The organism is Paracoccaceae bacterium (assembly GCA_019454225.1).
Classification (GTDB): Bacteria; Pseudomonadota; Alphaproteobacteria; order Rhodobacterales; family Rhodobacteraceae.
Genome location: CP075370.1, coordinates 1,433,750 through 1,450,231, shown reverse-complemented (window position 1 = coordinate 1,450,231; position 16,482 = coordinate 1,433,750). Strand labels below are relative to the sequence as shown.

The window sequence follows — 16,482 nt, the reverse complement described above, 5'->3', positions numbered from 1 at the left end:
GGGTCAGCCCACCTCGAAGGCCAGCGGCTTGACCTGCTGGAACATGCCGGTGCCTTCCAGCGTTTCCACCACCTTGGGGTCGATCCGCTGGTCGAGGTAGAGAAGGGCGATGGCGTCCTGCCCCTGCCCCGACCGGCCCAGCGTGAAGTTGGCGATGTTCACACCGTTCTTGCCCATGGTCATGCCCAGCAGGCCGATGATGCCCGGCACGTCCTCGTTGGTGGTGTAGAGCATGTGGGCCCCCACCTCGGCGTCGATGTTGATGCCCTTGATCTGGATGAAGCGCGGCTTGCCATCCGAGAAGCAGGTGCCCGCGATGGACCGTTCCCGCCGGTCCGTCACCATGGTCACCTTGATGTAGCCGTCGAAGGCGCCCGACTTGTCCTGCCGCGTGGTCGACAGCTGGATACCGCGCTCGCGGGCGATCACCGGGGCGGACACCAGGTTCACGTCAGGGTTCGTGGCCTTCATCACCCCGGCGATAACCGCGCAGTTCAAGGCATTGAGATTCATCGCGGAAACCGATCCGTCATACAGCACGTTCAGTGCCTTGATCGGTTCATCCGTCATCTGGCCGATGAAGGCGCCCAGATGCCCCGCCAGCTTGATCCAGGGACCCATGACCGCCGCTTCCTCGGCGGTCACCGACGGCATGTTCAGCGCGTTCTGCACCGCCCCGGTCAGCAGGTAGTCCGACATCTGTTCGGCAACCTGGAGCGCCACATTCTCCTGCGCCTCGGTGGTCGAGGCGCCGAGATGGGGTGTCACCACCACGTTCGGCAGGCCGAACAGCGGGCTGTCCGTGGCGGGTTCGACGGCAAATACGTCAAAGGCCGCACCCGCGACATGGCCCGTCTTCAGCGCCTCGGCCAATGCGGCCTCGTCCACCAGACCGCCGCGCGCGCAATTGATGATGCGCACGCCTTTCTTTGCCTTTCCAAGGGCTTCCGCAGACAGGATGTTGCGCGTCTTGTCGGTCAGGGGCACATGCAGGGTGATGAAATCCGCCCGTGCCAGCAGTTCGTCCAGCTCGACCTTGGTTACGCCCAGCACCTTGGCGCGTTCCTCGGACAGGAAGGGGTCATAGGCGACGACCTTCATCTTCAGGCCGAGCGCCCGGTCGCAGACGATGCCGCCGATGTTGCCGGCGCCGATCACGCCGAGGGTCTTGTTGAACAGTTCGACCCCCATGAAGCGAGATTTTTCCCACTTCCCGGCATGGGTCGAGGCGTTGGCCTCGGGCAGCTGGCGGGCAACGGCGAACATCATGGCGATGGCATGTTCCGCCGTGGTCACCGAATTGCCGAAGGGCGTGTTCATCACGATCACGCCGCGCTTCGAGGCGGCGGGGATGTCGACGTTGTCGACGCCGATGCCCGCGCGGCCGATCACCTTGAGATTGCTGGCCTTTTCCAGAAGCTTCTCGGTCACCTTGGTGGCCGAGCGGATCGCCAGGCCGTCATACCGGTCGATGATCGCGGCGAGCGCGTCCTTGTCCTTGCCGAGCTTCGGCATGTAGTCGACCTCGACCCCGCGGTCGCGGAAGATCTGCACGGCGGTTTCGGAAAGCTCGTCGGAAACGAGCACGCGGGGCGGGGTGTTCGGGAGGGCCATGTCGGGGCTCCTTGCGATGGAAAGGGTGGCGCGAAGGGCGCGCGGGGGTGTCTGTTCTGCGTCTGGCAGGTGTATGGCGCGCGTCCGGCATCCGTACCGACAGGGCGCGCGCCGCAGGGCTCTAGGCCGCAACGGGCTGCGATGCGATCTCGGCCGCGAAGGCCCAGTCGATCCAGGGCATCAGGGCGGCGACATCGGCCGTCTCGACGGTCGATCCGCACCAGATGCGCAGGCCGGGGGGGGCATCGCGATAGGCGCCGATGTCAAGCGCCACGCCCGCCTTTTCCAGCCGTGCCGCAACCGCCTGGGCGAAGGCCGCACCGTCCGCGATGCGGGGGTCGGCAAAGGTCAGGCAGACGCTGGTGGTCGATGCCGTGGCGGGGTCCTGCGCCAGGTTCGCGATCCACGGGCGGGTCGCCACGAAGTCGCGGATCACGCGGGCATTGGCCTCGGCGCGGGCGATCAGCGCGGGCAGTCCGCCGATCGATCTGGCCCAGTTCAGCGCCACGAGGTAATCCTCGACCGCCAGCATGGACGGGGTGTTGATGGTCTCGCCCTTGAAGATGCCCTCGATCAGCTTGCCCTTCGAGGTGAGGCGGAAGATCTTGGGGATCGGCCAGGCGGGTGTGTAGCTCTCCAGCCGTTCGACGGCACGGGGCGACAGGATGATGACGCCATGCGCACCCTCGCCCCCGAGCACCTTCTGCCAGGAGAAGGTGGTGACGTCGAGCTTGTCCCAGGGCAGGTCCATGGCGAAGGCCGCCGAGGTCGCATCGCAGAGCGTCAGGCCCTTGCGGTCAGCCGGGATCGCGTCGCCGTTCGGCAGGCGGACGCCCGAGGTGGTGCCGTTCCAGGTGAACAGCACGTCACGGTCGAAATCGACCTCGGCAAGATCGACGATCCGGCCATAGTCGGCCCGGCGCACCGTGGCATCGACCTTGAGCTGCTTGACCGCATCGGTGACCCAGCCCTCGCCGAAGCTTTCCCAGGCCAGTGCCTCGACCGGGCGTGCGCCCAGCAGCGACCACATCGCCATCTCGTAGGCGCCGGTATCCGATGCGGGCACGATGCCGACGCGGTATCCGGCGGGCACGCCCAGGATTTCGGCGGTCAGGTCGATCGCGGCCTTCAGCCGGGACTTGCCGACACTGGCACGGTGGCTGCGGCCCAGCGGGGCATCGGCCAGCATGTCGAGCGAATATCCGGGGATCTTGGCGCAGGGGCCGGAGGAAAAGCGCGGATTGACCGGGCGCGCGGCCGGGGTCTGAAGTTCAGACATGGTATCCTTCCAGATAGATGCCCCTCGTTGGGGAGGGGTGTCCCGCCGTCGCGTTTAGCGGTGGCGCGCGCGCCGTGCAACGGGAATGTTCGGGATGCGACATGTCGGGCGCGAAGCGCGACAGACCGGCGGCCCGGTCCTGCGATCCTGTCGTCGGCTTGTCGCGGACGGCGAGTCGGGAACCAGGAAAGGGCATCGCGATGTTCACGCGAATGGTGATGGCTGCCGTGGTCGCGGCCGGGGCCGCCGCCGCCGAGACGCCGATGGAACGCGGCGAATATCTTGTGCAGGGTCCGGGGGGATGCGGCAACTGCCACACGCCGTTCGGGGCGGCGGGGCCGGACTGGTCGAAGGACCTGGGCGGGCGGCTGGTCGAGGAAAGCGCGGCCTTCACCGCCTGGGCACCGAACATCACGCCGGGCGGCCGGGTCGCCGGGTGGAGCGATGCCGCGTTCGCCCGCGCGATCCGCGAGGGCATCCGCCCGGACGGCTCGCTGATCGGGCCGCCGATGCCGTTTGCGATGTACCGGGGGCTGAGCGATTCGGATGTGGCGGCAATGGTGGCCTATCTGCGCGCGGTGCCCGCCGTGCCGGGCGAGACGCCCGCCTCGACCTACAACATCCCGCTGCTGCCCGCCTGGGGGCCGCCGGTGGGTGCGGTCGCCGATGTGCCGCGCGGTGTGACGGCCGAGTACGGCGCCTATCTCGCGGGGCCGGTGTCGCATTGCATGGAATGCCACACCCCGATGGGACCGCAGGGTCCGATGCTGGACACGCGGCTTGGCGCGGGGGGGTTCGCGTTTCACGGGCCCTGGGGCACCTCGGTCGCGTCGAACCTGACGGGCCATGCCGACGGGCTGGCCGGATATTCCGATGCCGAACTGGCCGACATGATCGCCCGGGGCATGCGCCCGGGCGGGGTGCCGATGCTGCCGCCGATGCCCTATGGCTATCTGTCGCGGTTCACCGACGATGACCTGGCCGCCGTGATCCTGTATCTGCGCAGCCTGCCGCCCCTGCCCGATCAGGACTGACCCCTCTGGCCCTCGGGCGCGGGGCGGGCTAACGCAGGCCGCGCACGCCCGCGCCCCGAGGAGGCCCGATGTTCACCGCCACGCTGATCGCCGCCCCCGACCGCGCCGACCTGTCGCGCGCGACCGTCGAAAGCCTGCGGAATGCCTGGGGCGGCGGCGCGGCCCGCTGGCTGAACCCGGGGGTGGCGGCCGAGTTCGACCTGCCCGCGATACCCGGGAACCGCTGGGACGCCTGGTCCGGGTTGCAGGACCTGGAAATCGACCTGGCGGTGCAGGCCGCGGCGGGGCGGCGCAAGCGGCTGCTGCTGGCCGACATGGATTCGACGATGATCCGGCAGGAGTGCATCGACGAACTGGCCGACGAGGCCGGGGTGGGCGCGCATGTGGCCGCGATCACCGCGCGGGCGATGAACGGCGAGCTGGAGTTCGAGGGCGCGCTGCGCGAGCGCGTGGCGCTGCTGCGCGGGCTGCCCGAGGCCGTGATCGACCGGGTGTTCCGCGACCGCATCACGATGATGCCGGGGGGGGCGGTGCTGGTGGCCACGATGAAGGCGCACGGGGCGCGGGCGGCGCTGGTATCGGGGGGGTTCACCGCCTTTACCGGGCGGGTGGCCGGGGTGCTGGGTTTCGACGAGCATCGCGCGAACCTGCTGCACGTCGCCGACGGGCGGCTGACCGGCACGGTGGCCGAGCCGATCCTGGGGCGCGCGGCCAAGGTCGCGGCGCTGCACGAGATCACCGCGGCGATGGGCATCTCGCCCGCCGAGGCGGTGGCGGTGGGCGACGGGGCGAACGACCTGGGGATGCTGGGGCTTGCGGGAATGGGCGTGGCGCTGCACGCAAAGCCCGCGGTGGCGGCGCAGGTTGACCTGCGGGTGAACCACGGCGACCTGACCGCGCTGCTGTACCTGCAGGGCTATGCCGTGACCGACTTCGCCGGCTGACCGCGGCGCCCGGCCCCTCAGGCGCCCCAGTCGGCGGCCTGCATCTCGCGCAGGCGGCTGGCGGTGCGCTCGAACTCGAAGGCGCCCGCGCCCTCGATATACAGCCGCTCGGGCTCGTCGGCGGCGCTTGCGATCAGCTTGACCCGCGCCTCGTAGAGCGCGTCGATCAGCGTGACGAAGCGCTTGGCCTCGTTGTAGTTCGCGGCGGACAGTTGCGGGATGTCCTCGAGCATCAGCACGCGCACGGCCCCCGCGATGGCCAGATAGTCGGCCGGTCCCAGCGGGCGGGCGCAGAGTTCCCAGAAGGTCGCCCGGGCCACGCCACTGGCCACCCGCGACAGTTCCACCTGTCGGCCGTTCACCGCCAGCACCAGCGGTTCGCCCGGCGCGCCGCCGGTCAAGTCTGACCAGATCGAGGCCATCGCCGCCCGCGCCTTGCCCGCCGGATGGAAATAGACCTGCGCGCCCGCCAGACGGTGCTGGCGATAGTCGGTCGGGCTTTCCAGTTCCGCCACCTCCAGCCGCTCGCGCAGCATGGCGATGAAGGGCAGGAACAGGTTGCGGTTCAGCCCGTCCTTGTACAGGTCCTCGGGCGGGCGGTTCGACGTGGTGACGATCACGACCCCGCCGTCGAACAGTTTCTGGAACAGCCGCCCCACGATCATCGCGTCGGTGATGTCGGTGATCTGCATCTCGTCGAAGGCCAGCAGCCGCAGGTCGCGGATCAGCGCGGCGGCCACCGGTTCGAGCGGGTCCTCGACCCCCCGGGCGCGCGCGGCGTGCATGCCGCGATGCACCTCCTGCATGAAGGCGTGGAAATGCACCCGGCGCTTGGCCGGGCTGTCGGTCGCGGCCACGAACAGGTCCATCAGCATCGACTTGCCGCGCCCCACACCCCCCCAGATGTACAGGCCGCGCGGCGCCTCGGGGCCCTTGATCAGCCGGGCAAGAAAGCCGTGGCGGCGCGGCCCCTGCGCCTCGATCCAGTCGCGAAGATCCTGCAGGCGCGGCAGCAGGCCATGCTGTGCCGGGTCCGGGCGCAGGGTGCCCTGGGCCACGCGGGCATCGTAGATCTCGGTCAGACTGGGCATGGTGCGCATCTAGCGGGGCGGGGGCGTGCCGGAAAGGGGTCAGGGATCGCGGGCATCGACCGCCCCGCCCACGAGGTTCAGCGACAGCAGGTGTTCGGCGGTCAGGCGCGGCGCGCGGGCATGGGCCAGCCAGGCGGCAGCGCGCGCCTGCGCGTCCGCGCGGGCGCGGGCGGCGCCGCTGCGGTCGGTCAGCGCAAGGCGGACGGGTTCGCCCGGGCGGGTCTGCGCCAGGCGCGGCAGGTCGGCCGAGATCACGCAGGCGATCTTGGGATAGCCGCCGGTGGTCTGGCGATCGGCCATCAGGATGCGCGGCAGTCCGTCGCCGGGCACCTGGATCGCCCCCATCACCACGCCATCCGACACGATGTCATGCCCCGCCGCATGCACCAGCGGCACCCCGTCGAGCGCATAGGCCATCCGGTCGGACCGGGGCGACAGCCGCCATTCGGTGCCCGCCAGCCGGTCGCACGCATCGGCGGCAAACCGATGCGCCTGCGGCCCGGGAATCACCCGGACCGGACCGGCACCATGGTCGGGGGCGGGCAGGCCCGGCAGATCGGGCAGGTCGGCCACCCCGGCAGGAAGCCGGTCGCCCGGTGCCAGGGCACGCCCGCCGAACGGCCCGAGGGCGGAACGGACATGGGTGGCGCGGCTGCCCAGGACCGGCGGCACCGCGATGCCCCCCGCAACCGCCAGCGTCGCAAAGGCGCCCGCCGCGCCCGCGCGCATCGCCATCACCTGCCCCGGATGCAGCGTCAGGCGCAGGGCCGGGCCCACGGCACGCCCGTCCACCCGGATGTCGAAGGCGCCGCCCACGACCGCCAGCGTGACCGGGCCGCCCTCGACCCGCAGGGTCAGCCCGCCCGGCGTCACCTCGACCGCCGCCGCATCGGGCGGGTTGTGCAGCAGCGCGTTCGCAAGGGCATGCGATGCCGCGTCCATCGGCCCGGCCGGGGTCAGGCCGTGGCGCATCAGGCCGCGCCGCCCGCCATCCTGCACCGTCACCCCCGGCCCGGCGGCCATGACGCAAAGGCCGGTCACGCCGGGCGGCCCAGGAATTCGCCCGCCGCCGCCCGCGCGGCAAGCGCGGGATAGTCGGCGGCCGGAACCGGATCGAACCGCACACGGTCGCCGACGGCCAGCGGAAACGGGTCGTCGGTGCCCGGGCGGAAGGTGGCCAGCGGGGTGCGCCCGATCACATACCACCCGGTCGGCATCGACACCGGTGCAATCAGCGCCTGCCCCCCCGCGATCATCAGCGACCCCGGCGGGGCCGGCGGGCGCGGGGTCGCGCGGCGCGGGATCGCCAGCTCCGCCGGGCAGCCGGACAGATAGGCAAAGCCCGGCGCAAATCCGAACATCGCCACGCGCCAGTCGCGGCCCGCGTGGATGTCGGCCAGCCGCCCGGGCGTGATCCCGGCCAGGGCAGCAGCCTGCCCGATATCCTCGGCCAGGGCCGGATCATAGCAGGCGGGCGCGCACCAGAGCCGCCCGGCCGGGGCCTCGGTGCCCGCTGTCAGCAGCGGGCGGATCGCATCCTCCAGCCGCTCGGCCGGGATCGTGTCGGGGTCGAAATGGACCAGCAGCGACCGATAGGTCGGCACCCATTCCAGCACGCCCGGCAGGGCCGCGCGCGACAGCGCCGCATCAAGCGCGCGCACCTGCGCCTCGGCCGCCGGGTCGATCGCCTCGCCGAACTCCACGGCAAGGGCGGTGTCGCCCAGGTCGCGGAACAGTGGCCCGGTCACGGCCGGACAAAGGGCGCGAGCGTCACGCCCATGCCCGTCAGCCGGTCGCGCACCGCGCGGGCGGCGGCCACGGCGGTGGCGCCGTCGCCATGCAGGCAGAGCGAATCGAAGGGCAGCGGGCGGCGGGCCCCCGACAGCGTGGCCACCTGCCCCGTTGCCACCATGTCGGCGGCGCGTTCGGCGATGGCGGCGGGATCGTGCAGCACCGCGCCCGGCTGGCCACGCGGCGCCAGCGTCAGGTCATCGGCATAGGCGCGGTCGGCATAGGCCTCGAGCGCGATGGCAAGCCCGGCCTCGCGGGCCTCGCGTTCCGCCGCGGTGCCCGGCATCACCAGCAGGACAAGCGCCGGATCGACGGCACGCACCGCCCGCGCCACTGCCCGCGCCGCCCCGGCGTCGGTCTGGCACAGGTTGCTGAGCGCGCCATGCGTCTTGACATGCCCGATCCGGTGCCCGGCCAGCGCCGCGATCGCGGCGGCGGCGCCCAGCTGATAGGCCACCATCCGCTCCATCCCCTGCGCATCCATCGGGATGATCCGGCGGCCAAAACCCGCGCGGTCGTCATAGCCCGGATGCGCCCCCACGGCGACGCCCCGGTCGCGCGCCAGGGCGAAGGTCGCGGCCATCGTGTCGGGATCGCCCGCGTGGAAACCGCAGGCCACGTTCGCCGTCGTCACGATGCCAAGCAGCGCGGCATCGTCCCCCATGCGCCAGGGTCCGTAGCTTTCGCCAAGATCGGCGTTCAGGTCGAGCATGCGTGCCATGGCCGCCCCTCGCGGTGACAATCGCCCCTCCATGGGCGATCCGGCCCGCCAGTGCAAGATCGCGGGCGCCTAGCCCGCCCAGACCGCGGGCATCAGGCCGCGCAGCGCGTTGCCCAGCCACAGGCGGGCCACCGGCAGGTCGGCGGCGCGCAGCACCGCCTCGTGGCACTGCCCGGCCTCCAGCATCCCGGCACGCAGCACGCCCGGCAGCAGGCCCGAGGCGCGGGGCGGGGTGCTGAGGCCCCGGCCAAGGTCGAAGAACACCGTGGTGATGGTGCCGTCGCAGACCTCGCCCCGCTCGTTCAGGAATGCCACCTCGTCGCATCCGGCGGGCAGCGCGGCGCGCGCCGCATCATAGGCCGCGCGGCGGGTCGACTTGACCGCCAGCCAGGGATCGCCCGACGACAGCCGCGCCTCGGCCAGGCCGAGGCGCCAGACGGCCGGCGAGGCCGGCAGGTCGGTCGCCACGACCGCCACGGCGCCATCCGCCCCCAGCGTCAGCCGCACCCGGCGCGCGACGCCCGGGGCGACGGCATCGCGCAGCGCCGCCGCCACGGCGCTCCGGTCACAGGGCCAGCCAAAGGCCCGGGCGGACCCGGCAAGCCGCGCCATGTGCCCCGCGATCCGGGGAAAGGCCGCGCCGTCCCACAGCATCGTCTCGATCAGCCGCAGGTCGGGCGCGGTCAGATCGGCGCGGCGAAACGGGCCTTCCACAGCGCCTCCTCCCATTCTCCGGCCTCGGTCGAATCGGCCACCACGCCACCGCCCACGCCGAATTCGGCCCGCCCGTCGGGCCACAGGCTGATGGTGCGGATCGCGACCGAAAAGACCGCATCGCCATCCGGCGCCATCCATCCGAAGGCCCCGCAATAGGCGCCGCGCGGATGCGGCTCGACCGCGCGGATGATCTCCATCGCGCGGATCTTCGGCGCGCCGGTCACCGATCCGCAGGGGAACAGCGCCGCCATCAGCCCCGCGATCCCCGGCGCCCCCGCCAGCAGCCCCGTCACGGTCGATGACATCTGGTGCACCGTGGGGAACGCCTCGACGGCGAACAGTTCGGGCACCCGCACCGACCCGACGCGCGACAGGCGCGCGATGTCGTTGCGCAGCAGATCGACGATCATCAGGTTCTCGGCCTGCGCCTTGCCGCTTTGCGACAGTTCGGCGGACAGGCGGCGATCCTCGGCAGGATCGGGCGACCGGGGCGCGGTGCCCTTCATCGGCCGGGCACGCAGCCTGTCGCGCTCGACCGCGAAGAACAGTTCGGGCGAACGCGACACCACCGCCGGGCCGATGCCAAGGTCGATCAGCCCGCCAAACCCCGCGCGGCCCCGTGCAGACAGCGCGCCATACAGCGCCGCCGCGCCCCCGTCGACACGCGCGGCCATGGGAAAGGTCAGGTTCGCCTGATAGCAGTCGCCCGCCGCGATCCAGTCCATCACCCGGGCGAAGGCGCGGCCATAGCCGGCCCGCGTGATCATCGGCTCGGCCGCCGTCAGCCGCACCGCACCGCCGGGCATCGCGGCCTCTTCGGGCCCGTCATGGACCCCGAAGGCCAGCAGCGGCCCCTGCCGCCCCGGCGGCATCAGCGGCGTCAGGCGCGGCTCCAGTGCATGACCCGCCTCATAGGCCAGGTAGCCCGCGATCCAGCCCCCGGCGCCGCGCGCCGCATCCAGCCGCGCCAGGGCGGGCCGCACCTCGGCCGGGTCCCATGCCAGGATCACCTCGCGCGGGTGCCGGAATGCCACCGGCCTGCCGCCCGGCCCTGCCTCCAGAAGGATCACGCCCGCCGCCCTCCGCCTGCCCTGCCGCGCATCTGGCACGCCCCCGCCCGCCCGGCAAGCGGCGCAGGCGACACCCTAGAACGGGCGATCGACATTGCCGGAGTAGAAGAACATCCCCAGGCCGAGCGCGAACACGATCTGTCCGGCAACCGCGTGCATCACCACCGCCATGACGAAGGACCCGCGCTGCGCATAGGCCCAGGCAAAGGCCAGCCCGCCGAAAAAGGTCATCGCCGCCACGATCCACGACCAGTACATCAGATGCGCGAACGAGAACACCGCCGCATTCAGAACGGCCGCCGCCCCGCCGCCCGGCAGCACGGCGCCGTAGCGGCGAAAGAACAGCGGGCGGAACACCAGTTCCTGCGGCAATGCCGACAGGAACGGATAAAGACACAGGATCATCACCAGAAGCCCCGGGTTCATGCTGGCAAAGGCCAGCGGCCGCCCCCCCGTGGTAACCCAGGACACCGCAAGGGCCGTCACCAGTGTCACCGCGGCGAAGGCCGCCACCGCGGGCCAGTCCACCCGCCCGCGCGCCAGTTCGCCCCAGCGGAAGCCGGGCGTCAGGTGCAGCAGGCCGATCCCCACGGCGGTTGCCGCGAACAGCGCCGTGAACATCGCCGAGGGCGGCAGGAACAGGGCGATGCCCAGCGGCACGGCCAGGAAGAACAGGATGAATTCCACCCGCAGCCGCATCCGGCGCTCCGGTTCCGCGATCACGATCCCTGTCATCGGCCTCTCCTTCGTGCTGGTCGCGACATAGGGCACCGATGCGCTCATGCGAAGGAATCCGTGGGGGTGCGCGAAAATTTTGGCCCCCGGCCGCACCGGCCTGCCCGGGGGGCGAAACCGCTTGCGCCCCCCTGCCGCCCCTCTATAAGGCGGTCGATTTACGCCGAACCGGGGGCCGCCCATGCCGAAACGCACCGACATCCGCTCGATCATGATCATCGGTGCGGGGCCCATCGTGATCGGCCAGGCCTGCGAGTTCGACTACTCCGGCGCCCAGGCCTGCAAGGCCCTGCGCGAGGAAGGCTACCGGGTCATCCTGGTGAACTCGAACCCCGCCACGATCATGACCGACCCGGGTCTGGCCGATGCCACCTACATCGAGCCGATCACCCCCGAGGTGGTCGCCATGATCATCGAAAAGGAACGCCCCGACGCGCTGCTGCCGACCATGGGCGGGCAGACCGGCCTGAACACCGCGCTGGCGCTCGCCGACATGGGCGTGCTCGACCGCTTCCGCGTGGAACTGATCGGGGCCAAGCGCAAGGCCATCGAGATGGCCGAGGACCGCAAGCTGTTCCGCGAGGCGATGGACCGGATCGGGCTGGAAAACCCGCGTGCCACCATCGTGGCCGCGCCGAAGCTGCCGAACGGCAAGTTCGACATTGCCGCCGGGGTCGCGCAGGCCATGGCCGCGATCGAGGTCGTGGGCCTGCCTGCCATCATCCGCCCCGCCTTTACCCTTGGCGGCACCGGCGGCGGCGTCGCCTACAACCGCGACGACTATGAGGCCATCGTGCGCTCGGGGCTCGAAGCCAGCCCGGCGGCGCAGGTGCTGATCGACGAATCCCTTCTGGGCTGGAAGGAATTCGAGATGGAGGTGGTGCGCGACACCGCCGACAACGCGATCATCGTCTGTTCGATCGAGAACGTCGACCCGATGGGCGTCCACACCGGCGACAGCATCACCGTGGCCCCGGCGCTGACCCTGACCGACAAGGAATACCAGATCATGCGCAACGGCTCCATCGCCGTGCTGCGCGAGATCGGGGTGGAAACCGGCGGCTCCAACGTGCAATGGGCGATCAACCCGGCGGACGGCCGCATGGTGGTGATCGAGATGAACCCGCGGGTCAGCCGGTCATCGGCCCTGGCGTCCAAGGCCACCGGCTTCCCGATCGCCAAGATCGCCGCGAAACTCGCCGTCGGCTACACGCTGGACGAGCTGGACAACGACATCACCCGCATCACGCCCGCGTCCTTCGAGCCCTCGATCGACTATGTGGTGACCAAGATCCCGCGCTTCGCCTTCGAGAAGTTCCCCGGGGCAGAACCCAACCTGACCACGGCGATGAAATCGGTAGGCGAGGTCATGGCGATCGGCCGCACCTTCCACGAATCCGTGCAGAAGGCGCTTGCCGGGCTGGAAACCGGGCTGACCGGCTTTGACGAGATCGCCATTCCCGGTGCCCCCGACCGCGCCTCGATCCTCAAGGCGCTGAGCCTCGCCACCCCGGACCGCCTGCGCGTCACCGCCCAGGCGATGCGCCACGGCCTGACCGACGACGACATCCACCAGGCCACCGCCTTCGATCCCTGGTTCCTCGCCCGCATCCGCGAGATCATCGACACCGAGAGGCAGGTCCGCCAGGCGGGCCTGCCCGTCACCGCCGAGGGGCTGCGCCGGCTCAAGACCATGGGCTTCACCGATGCCCGGCTTGCCAGGCTGACCGGCCGCGACGAGGCGCAGGTCCGCCGCGCCCGCCGCAACCTCGGCGTCACCGCCGTGTTCAAGCGCATCGACACCTGCGCCGCCGAGTTCGAGGCGCAGACGCCCTACATGTATTCCACCTACGAGATGCCGGTGATGGGCGATGTGGAATGCGAATCCCGCCCCACGGCGGCGAAGAAGATCGTCATCCTCGGCGGTGGACCCAACCGCATCGGCCAGGGGATCGAGTTCGACTATTGCTGCTGCCATGCCTGCTATGCGCTGACGGCGGCGGGCTACGAGACGATCATGGTCAACTGCAACCCCGAGACCGTCTCGACCGACTATGACACCTCGGACCGCCTGTATTTCGAGCCGCTGACGCTGGAACACGTCCTGGAAATCCTGCGGGTCGAACAGGACAACGGCACGCTTCATGGCGTGATCGTGCAGTTCGGCGGCCAGACGCCGCTGAAACTGGCCAACGCGCTGCATGCCGAGGGGATCCCGATCCTCGGCACCACCCCCGACGCCATCGACCTGGCCGAGGACCGCGAGCGGTTCCAGAAGCTGCTGAACGACCTGGGGCTGAAGCAGCCGGTCAACGGCACCGCCCGTTCGCGCGACGAGGCCTTCCGCGTCGCGGCCGAGGTCGGCTATCCGCTGGTCATCCGCCCGTCCTTCGTTCTCGGCGGCCGCGCGATGGAGATCATCCGCGACGATGCCCAGCTTGAACGCTACATCCGCGAGGCGGTGCAGGTGTCGGGCAACAACCCCGTGCTGCTCGACAGCTATCTTTCGGGCGCGATCGAGGTCGATGTCGATGCCCTGTCGGACGGCCGCACGGTGCATGTGGCCGGGATCATGGAACATATCGAGGAGGCGGGCGTGCATTCCGGCGACAGCGCCTGCTGCCTGCCGCCGCATTCCCTGTCGCCCGCCACGATCGACGCGCTCAAGGAACAGACCGTGCAGATGGCCCTGGCGCTGCATGTCGTGGGCCTGATGAACGTGCAGTTCGCGATCAAGGACGGGGTCATCCATGTGCTCGAGGTGAACCCCCGCGCCAGCCGCACCGTGCCCTTCGTGGCCAAGGCGACCGACAGCGCCATCGCCAGCATCGCCGCGCGCCTGATGGCGGGCGAGCCGATGTCGAACTTCCCGATGCGGCCCGCCTATGCCCAGGGCGTCGGCCCCGACACGCCGCTGCCGCTGATGGACCCGCTGACGCTTGCCGATCCGCAGACCCCCTGGTTCAGCGTGAAGGAGGCGGTGCTGCCCTTCGCGCGCTTCCCCGGCGTCGATCCCGTGCTGGGGCCGGAAATGCGGTCAACCGGCGAGGTGATGGGCTGGGACCGCACCTTCGCCCTGGCCTTCCTCAAGGCGCAGATGGGCGCGGGCACCCACCTGCCCGACAGCGGCCGGGTGTTCCTGTCGGTCAAGGACACGGACAAGACCGATGCCCTGGCCGCCGCCGCCCGCGATCTGGTGGCCATGGGGTTCGAGATCGTGGCCACCCGGGGCACCACCCAGTGGCTTGCCGCCCATGACGTGCCCGCAACCGCCGTCGCCAAGGTCTACGAGGGCCGCCCGAACATCGTGGACCGGCTGAAGAACAACGACATCGCCCTTGTGATGAACACCACCGAGGGAACGCAGGCGATCTCGGACTCGCGGGATATCCGCCGCGTCGCCCTGATGGACAAGATCCCCTACTTCACCACCGCCGCCGCGAGCATTGCCGCCGTGGCCGCAATGAAGGCGCGCGGCGAGGGCTATGGGGTGCGGACGCTGCAGGGGTAAGGCGCGGCCCCGCCGCCCGCGCCGGGGCGAAAGCAGTGGGCGGGGCCCTACTTCAGCAACTCGGATGCATAAACGACGTTGCCCGCGCGTTCCGTCACAGGCACATAGCAGGCATCCGCCCTCGGTGCCCTCTGTTTGCCGCTTAGTGTCGCCAGAATTGACGGCGGCACTTTCGAAAGGTCGCATTTGGGCAGCTCGGTCACACTGTACCCGCGGCGCGCCAGACATCTTGCGAAGAAACTTGCCCGCAAGTCAGAATTCGCGTCGTAGGAATACGCAGTCCCACCATAAACCTGCCCGCCTGTTGTATTGCATTGAACAGAGTAGCCAATTTTGTAGCAGTTCGTCTGCGTTGGTGTAACGTAGGTTGGCGTTACACCAATTCGCGTGTCCTGAGGAACACTTTGTGCCGCTGCCAACTCGCATTCGAAGTAATCATTGTCGGTCCGAGCGACCGACGCGCCACTCTTGAATACATAGTTATCTGTCGTTGGCATACAGGAGGCCAACAGAAGAATGAAAAGGCTAAGGTAGAATTTCTTGCTGCTCATTGTCCACAAAGCCAGTCACCTCGTGCGCGCATCTCGCTGAAACGTAAGGGCGACTCACGGGGTAAATCAAGGAAATTGAGGACGCCAAGATTCCAAGCTTGGGGCCGCTTTGACGTTGCCCCCTCCACCTAATCCAGTTCGAGATAGGTTCTGGCCCAACCGAGAGGACCAGAGATGAAGCGCAGCAGGTTCACTGAAGATCAGATCATCGGCATTCTGAAGGAGCATGAGGCCGGGGTTTCCGTTGCCGATCTGTGCCGCAAGCACGGCGTCAGCGATGCGACCGTCTACAAGTGGAAGGCCAAGTATGGCGGCATGGATGTCAGCGAGGCCAAGCGCCTGAAGGGGCTCGAGGACGAGAACGCCCGTCTGAAACGGCTGCTGGCGGACGCGATGCTGGATAATGCCGCGCTGAAGGATCTCCTTGGAAAAAAGTGGTGACGCCCGCCGCGAAGCGGCAAGCAGTCGCGCATCTGGTGGCGGGCCACGGGATGAGCGAACGGCGGGCGTGTCGGGTGATCGGCTGTTGCCGGATGACCATGCGCTACGAGGCGATCCGGCAGGACGACCCTGTGCTGCGCGAGCGGCTGAAGGAGTTGGCGAGGGTGCGCCGCCGGTTCGGCTATCGGCGGCTGCATGTGTTTCTGCGCCGCGAAGGCCACGAGGTGAACCATAAGCGCTTGTTCCGCATCTACCGCGAAGAACGGCTGCATGTCCGGCGTCGCGGTGGCCGCAAACGGGCCATTGGCACGCGAGCCCCGATGGCGCTGCCGCTGATGCCGAACCAGCGGTGGTCGCTCGACTTTGTCTCCGACCAGCTGACCGATGGCCGCCGCTTCCGGATCATGACCGTGGTCGACGACTGCACACGGGAATGCCTCGCCCTCATCGCCGACACCTCGCTCTCAGGCGCACGGGTGGCGCGGGAACTGGCCACGCTGTTCGAGACCCACGGCAAGCCAGGAACAGTGGTAAGCGACAATGGCACCGAGTTCACCTCGAACGCGATCCTGACCTTCGCGGACGACCGCAAGATCGACTGGCACTACATCGCGCCGGGCAAGCCGACCCAGAACGCCTTCATCGAGAGCTTCAATGGCCGCCTGCGCGACGAGCTTTTGAACGAAACGCTGTTCCCGTCCCTGAACCACGCCCGCGCCACGCTCGCGGCCTGGCGCAAGGACTACAACACCGAACGCCCCCACTCCCGCCTCGGATGGCAGACCCCTGCCGAGTTCGCCCAAACCTTCACCCCGCAATGGGGCCTGACGCTGCGCAACCCGCAAAGCTCCGCGCCAGCCCCCGTTGCCCAAACCGCCCAAATGGGCAAAACTCAAACCCGGAGTCTCGCTCACGCTGGATAAAGGTCGGGGGCAACGTCAGCTTGTTTGAGGCGCCGCCACCGAAGGATGACGCATATGAGA

At 69.6% G+C, this 16,482-nt stretch carries 13 protein-coding genes; 4 read left to right on the top strand and 9 right to left on the bottom strand.

The annotated features are described in order from the left end of the window. Positions 1-3 precede the first annotated feature (3 nt). Together serA and KF887_06820 are read right to left on the bottom strand one after the other, a co-directional pair. Positions 4-1,614, bottom strand: a complete 1,611-nt coding sequence (gene serA / locus KF887_06825; protein ID QYK42811.1) for a phosphoglycerate dehydrogenase — start codon at positions 1,612-1,614, stop codon at positions 4-6. Between the two features lie 121 nt (positions 1,615-1,735). Then, the gene (locus tag KF887_06820) at positions 1,736-2,893 is read right to left on the bottom strand and encodes a phosphoserine transaminase (GenBank protein QYK42810.1); all 1,158 of its coding nucleotides are present in this window, start codon (positions 2,891-2,893) and stop codon (positions 1,736-1,738) included. A 200-nt stretch (positions 2,894-3,093) separates the two neighbouring features. Between KF887_06820 and KF887_06815 the strand changes: the two genes are divergently transcribed. After that, on the top strand, positions 3,094-3,927 hold the full coding sequence (locus tag KF887_06815; GenBank protein ID QYK42809.1) for a c-type cytochrome: 834 nt from the start codon (positions 3,094-3,096) through the stop codon (positions 3,925-3,927). A 68-nt stretch (positions 3,928-3,995) separates the two neighbouring features. Then, positions 3,996-4,871 (top strand): phosphoserine phosphatase SerB, encoded by an 876-nt coding sequence (gene serB / locus KF887_06810; protein ID QYK42808.1) that lies wholly within the window; start codon positions 3,996-3,998, stop codon positions 4,869-4,871. A 17-nt stretch (positions 4,872-4,888) separates the two neighbouring features. On the opposite strand, the gene KF887_06805 is transcribed toward serB, so the two are convergent. From KF887_06805 to KF887_06775, 7 genes are all read right to left on the bottom strand, one after another. Continuing rightward, the gene (locus KF887_06805; GenBank protein QYK42807.1) at positions 4,889-5,962 is read right to left on the bottom strand and encodes an AFG1 family ATPase; all 1,074 of its coding nucleotides are present in this window, start codon (positions 5,960-5,962) and stop codon (positions 4,889-4,891) included. 39 nt (positions 5,963-6,001) lie between these two features. Beyond that, a complete protein-coding gene (locus tag KF887_06800) occupies positions 6,002-6,985 on the bottom strand; it encodes a biotin-dependent carboxyltransferase family protein (protein ID QYK43470.1) in 984 nt (327 codons plus the stop codon). Between the two features lie 14 nt (positions 6,986-6,999). Next, positions 7,000-7,710 (bottom strand): allophanate hydrolase subunit 1, encoded by a 711-nt coding sequence (locus KF887_06795; GenBank protein ID QYK42806.1) that lies wholly within the window; start codon positions 7,708-7,710, stop codon positions 7,000-7,002. Further along, the gene (locus tag KF887_06790; protein ID QYK42805.1) at positions 7,707-8,474 is read right to left on the bottom strand and encodes a LamB/YcsF family protein; all 768 of its coding nucleotides are present in this window, start codon (positions 8,472-8,474) and stop codon (positions 7,707-7,709) included. Before KF887_06790 ends, KF887_06795 begins: the two co-directional genes overlap by 4 nt. A gap of 69 nt (positions 8,475-8,543) precedes the next feature. Further along, complete coding sequence (locus tag KF887_06785) at positions 8,544-9,128, bottom strand: aminotransferase class IV (protein ID QYK43469.1); 585 nt, start codon at positions 9,126-9,128, stop codon at positions 8,544-8,546. Positions 9,129-9,157: 29 nt separating this feature from the next. Then, entirely contained in the window at positions 9,158-10,261 is a 1,104-nt protein-coding gene (locus KF887_06780; protein ID QYK42804.1) for an aminodeoxychorismate synthase component I, read from the bottom strand. A gap of 75 nt (positions 10,262-10,336) precedes the next feature. Then, complete coding sequence (locus tag KF887_06775; protein ID QYK42803.1) at positions 10,337-10,996, bottom strand: CPBP family intramembrane metalloprotease; 660 nt, start codon at positions 10,994-10,996, stop codon at positions 10,337-10,339. 181 nt (positions 10,997-11,177) lie between these two features. Here KF887_06775 and carB point away from each other — a divergent pair, with 181 nt between their 5' ends. Together carB and KF887_06765 are read left to right on the top strand one after the other, a co-directional pair. Beyond that, positions 11,178-14,507 (top strand): carbamoyl-phosphate synthase large subunit, encoded by a 3,330-nt coding sequence (gene carB, locus KF887_06770; protein ID QYK42802.1) that lies wholly within the window; start codon positions 11,178-11,180, stop codon positions 14,505-14,507. A 725-nt stretch (positions 14,508-15,232) separates the two neighbouring features. Further along, positions 15,233-16,422 (top strand): IS3 family transposase gene (locus KF887_06765; GenBank protein ID QYK42801.1). Its coding sequence is split into 2 segments (ribosomal slippage): positions 15,233-15,491 and positions 15,491-16,422, totalling 1,191 coding nucleotides; the frame shifts between segments, so codons are not numbered across the junction. The last annotated feature ends 60 nt before the right edge of the window (positions 16,423-16,482 follow it).

Coding starts and splice junctions, on each gene's coding strand:
- KF887_06790 (QYK42805.1), bottom strand. CDS start 8,474: ATGGCACGCATGCTCGACCTGAACGCCGATCTTGGCGAAAGCTACGGA.
- serA (QYK42811.1), bottom strand. CDS start 1,614: ATGGCCCTCCCGAACACCCCGCCCCGCGTGCTCGTTTCCGACGAGCTT.
- KF887_06800 (QYK43470.1), bottom strand. CDS start 6,985: ATGGCCGCCGGGCCGGGGGTGACGGTGCAGGATGGCGGGCGGCGCGGC.
- KF887_06805 (QYK42807.1), bottom strand. CDS start 5,962: ATGCCCAGTCTGACCGAGATCTACGATGCCCGCGTGGCCCAGGGCACC.
- KF887_06815 (QYK42809.1), top strand. CDS start 3,094: ATGTTCACGCGAATGGTGATGGCTGCCGTGGTCGCGGCCGGGGCCGCC.
- serB (QYK42808.1), top strand. CDS start 3,996: ATGTTCACCGCCACGCTGATCGCCGCCCCCGACCGCGCCGACCTGTCG.
- KF887_06775 (QYK42803.1), bottom strand. CDS start 10,996: ATGACAGGGATCGTGATCGCGGAACCGGAGCGCCGGATGCGGCTGCGG.
- KF887_06785 (QYK43469.1), bottom strand. CDS start 9,128: ATGCTGTGGGACGGCGCGGCCTTTCCCCGGATCGCGGGGCACATGGCG.
- KF887_06820 (QYK42810.1), bottom strand. CDS start 2,893: ATGTCTGAACTTCAGACCCCGGCCGCGCGCCCGGTCAATCCGCGCTTT.
- carB (QYK42802.1), top strand. CDS start 11,178: ATGCCGAAACGCACCGACATCCGCTCGATCATGATCATCGGTGCGGGG.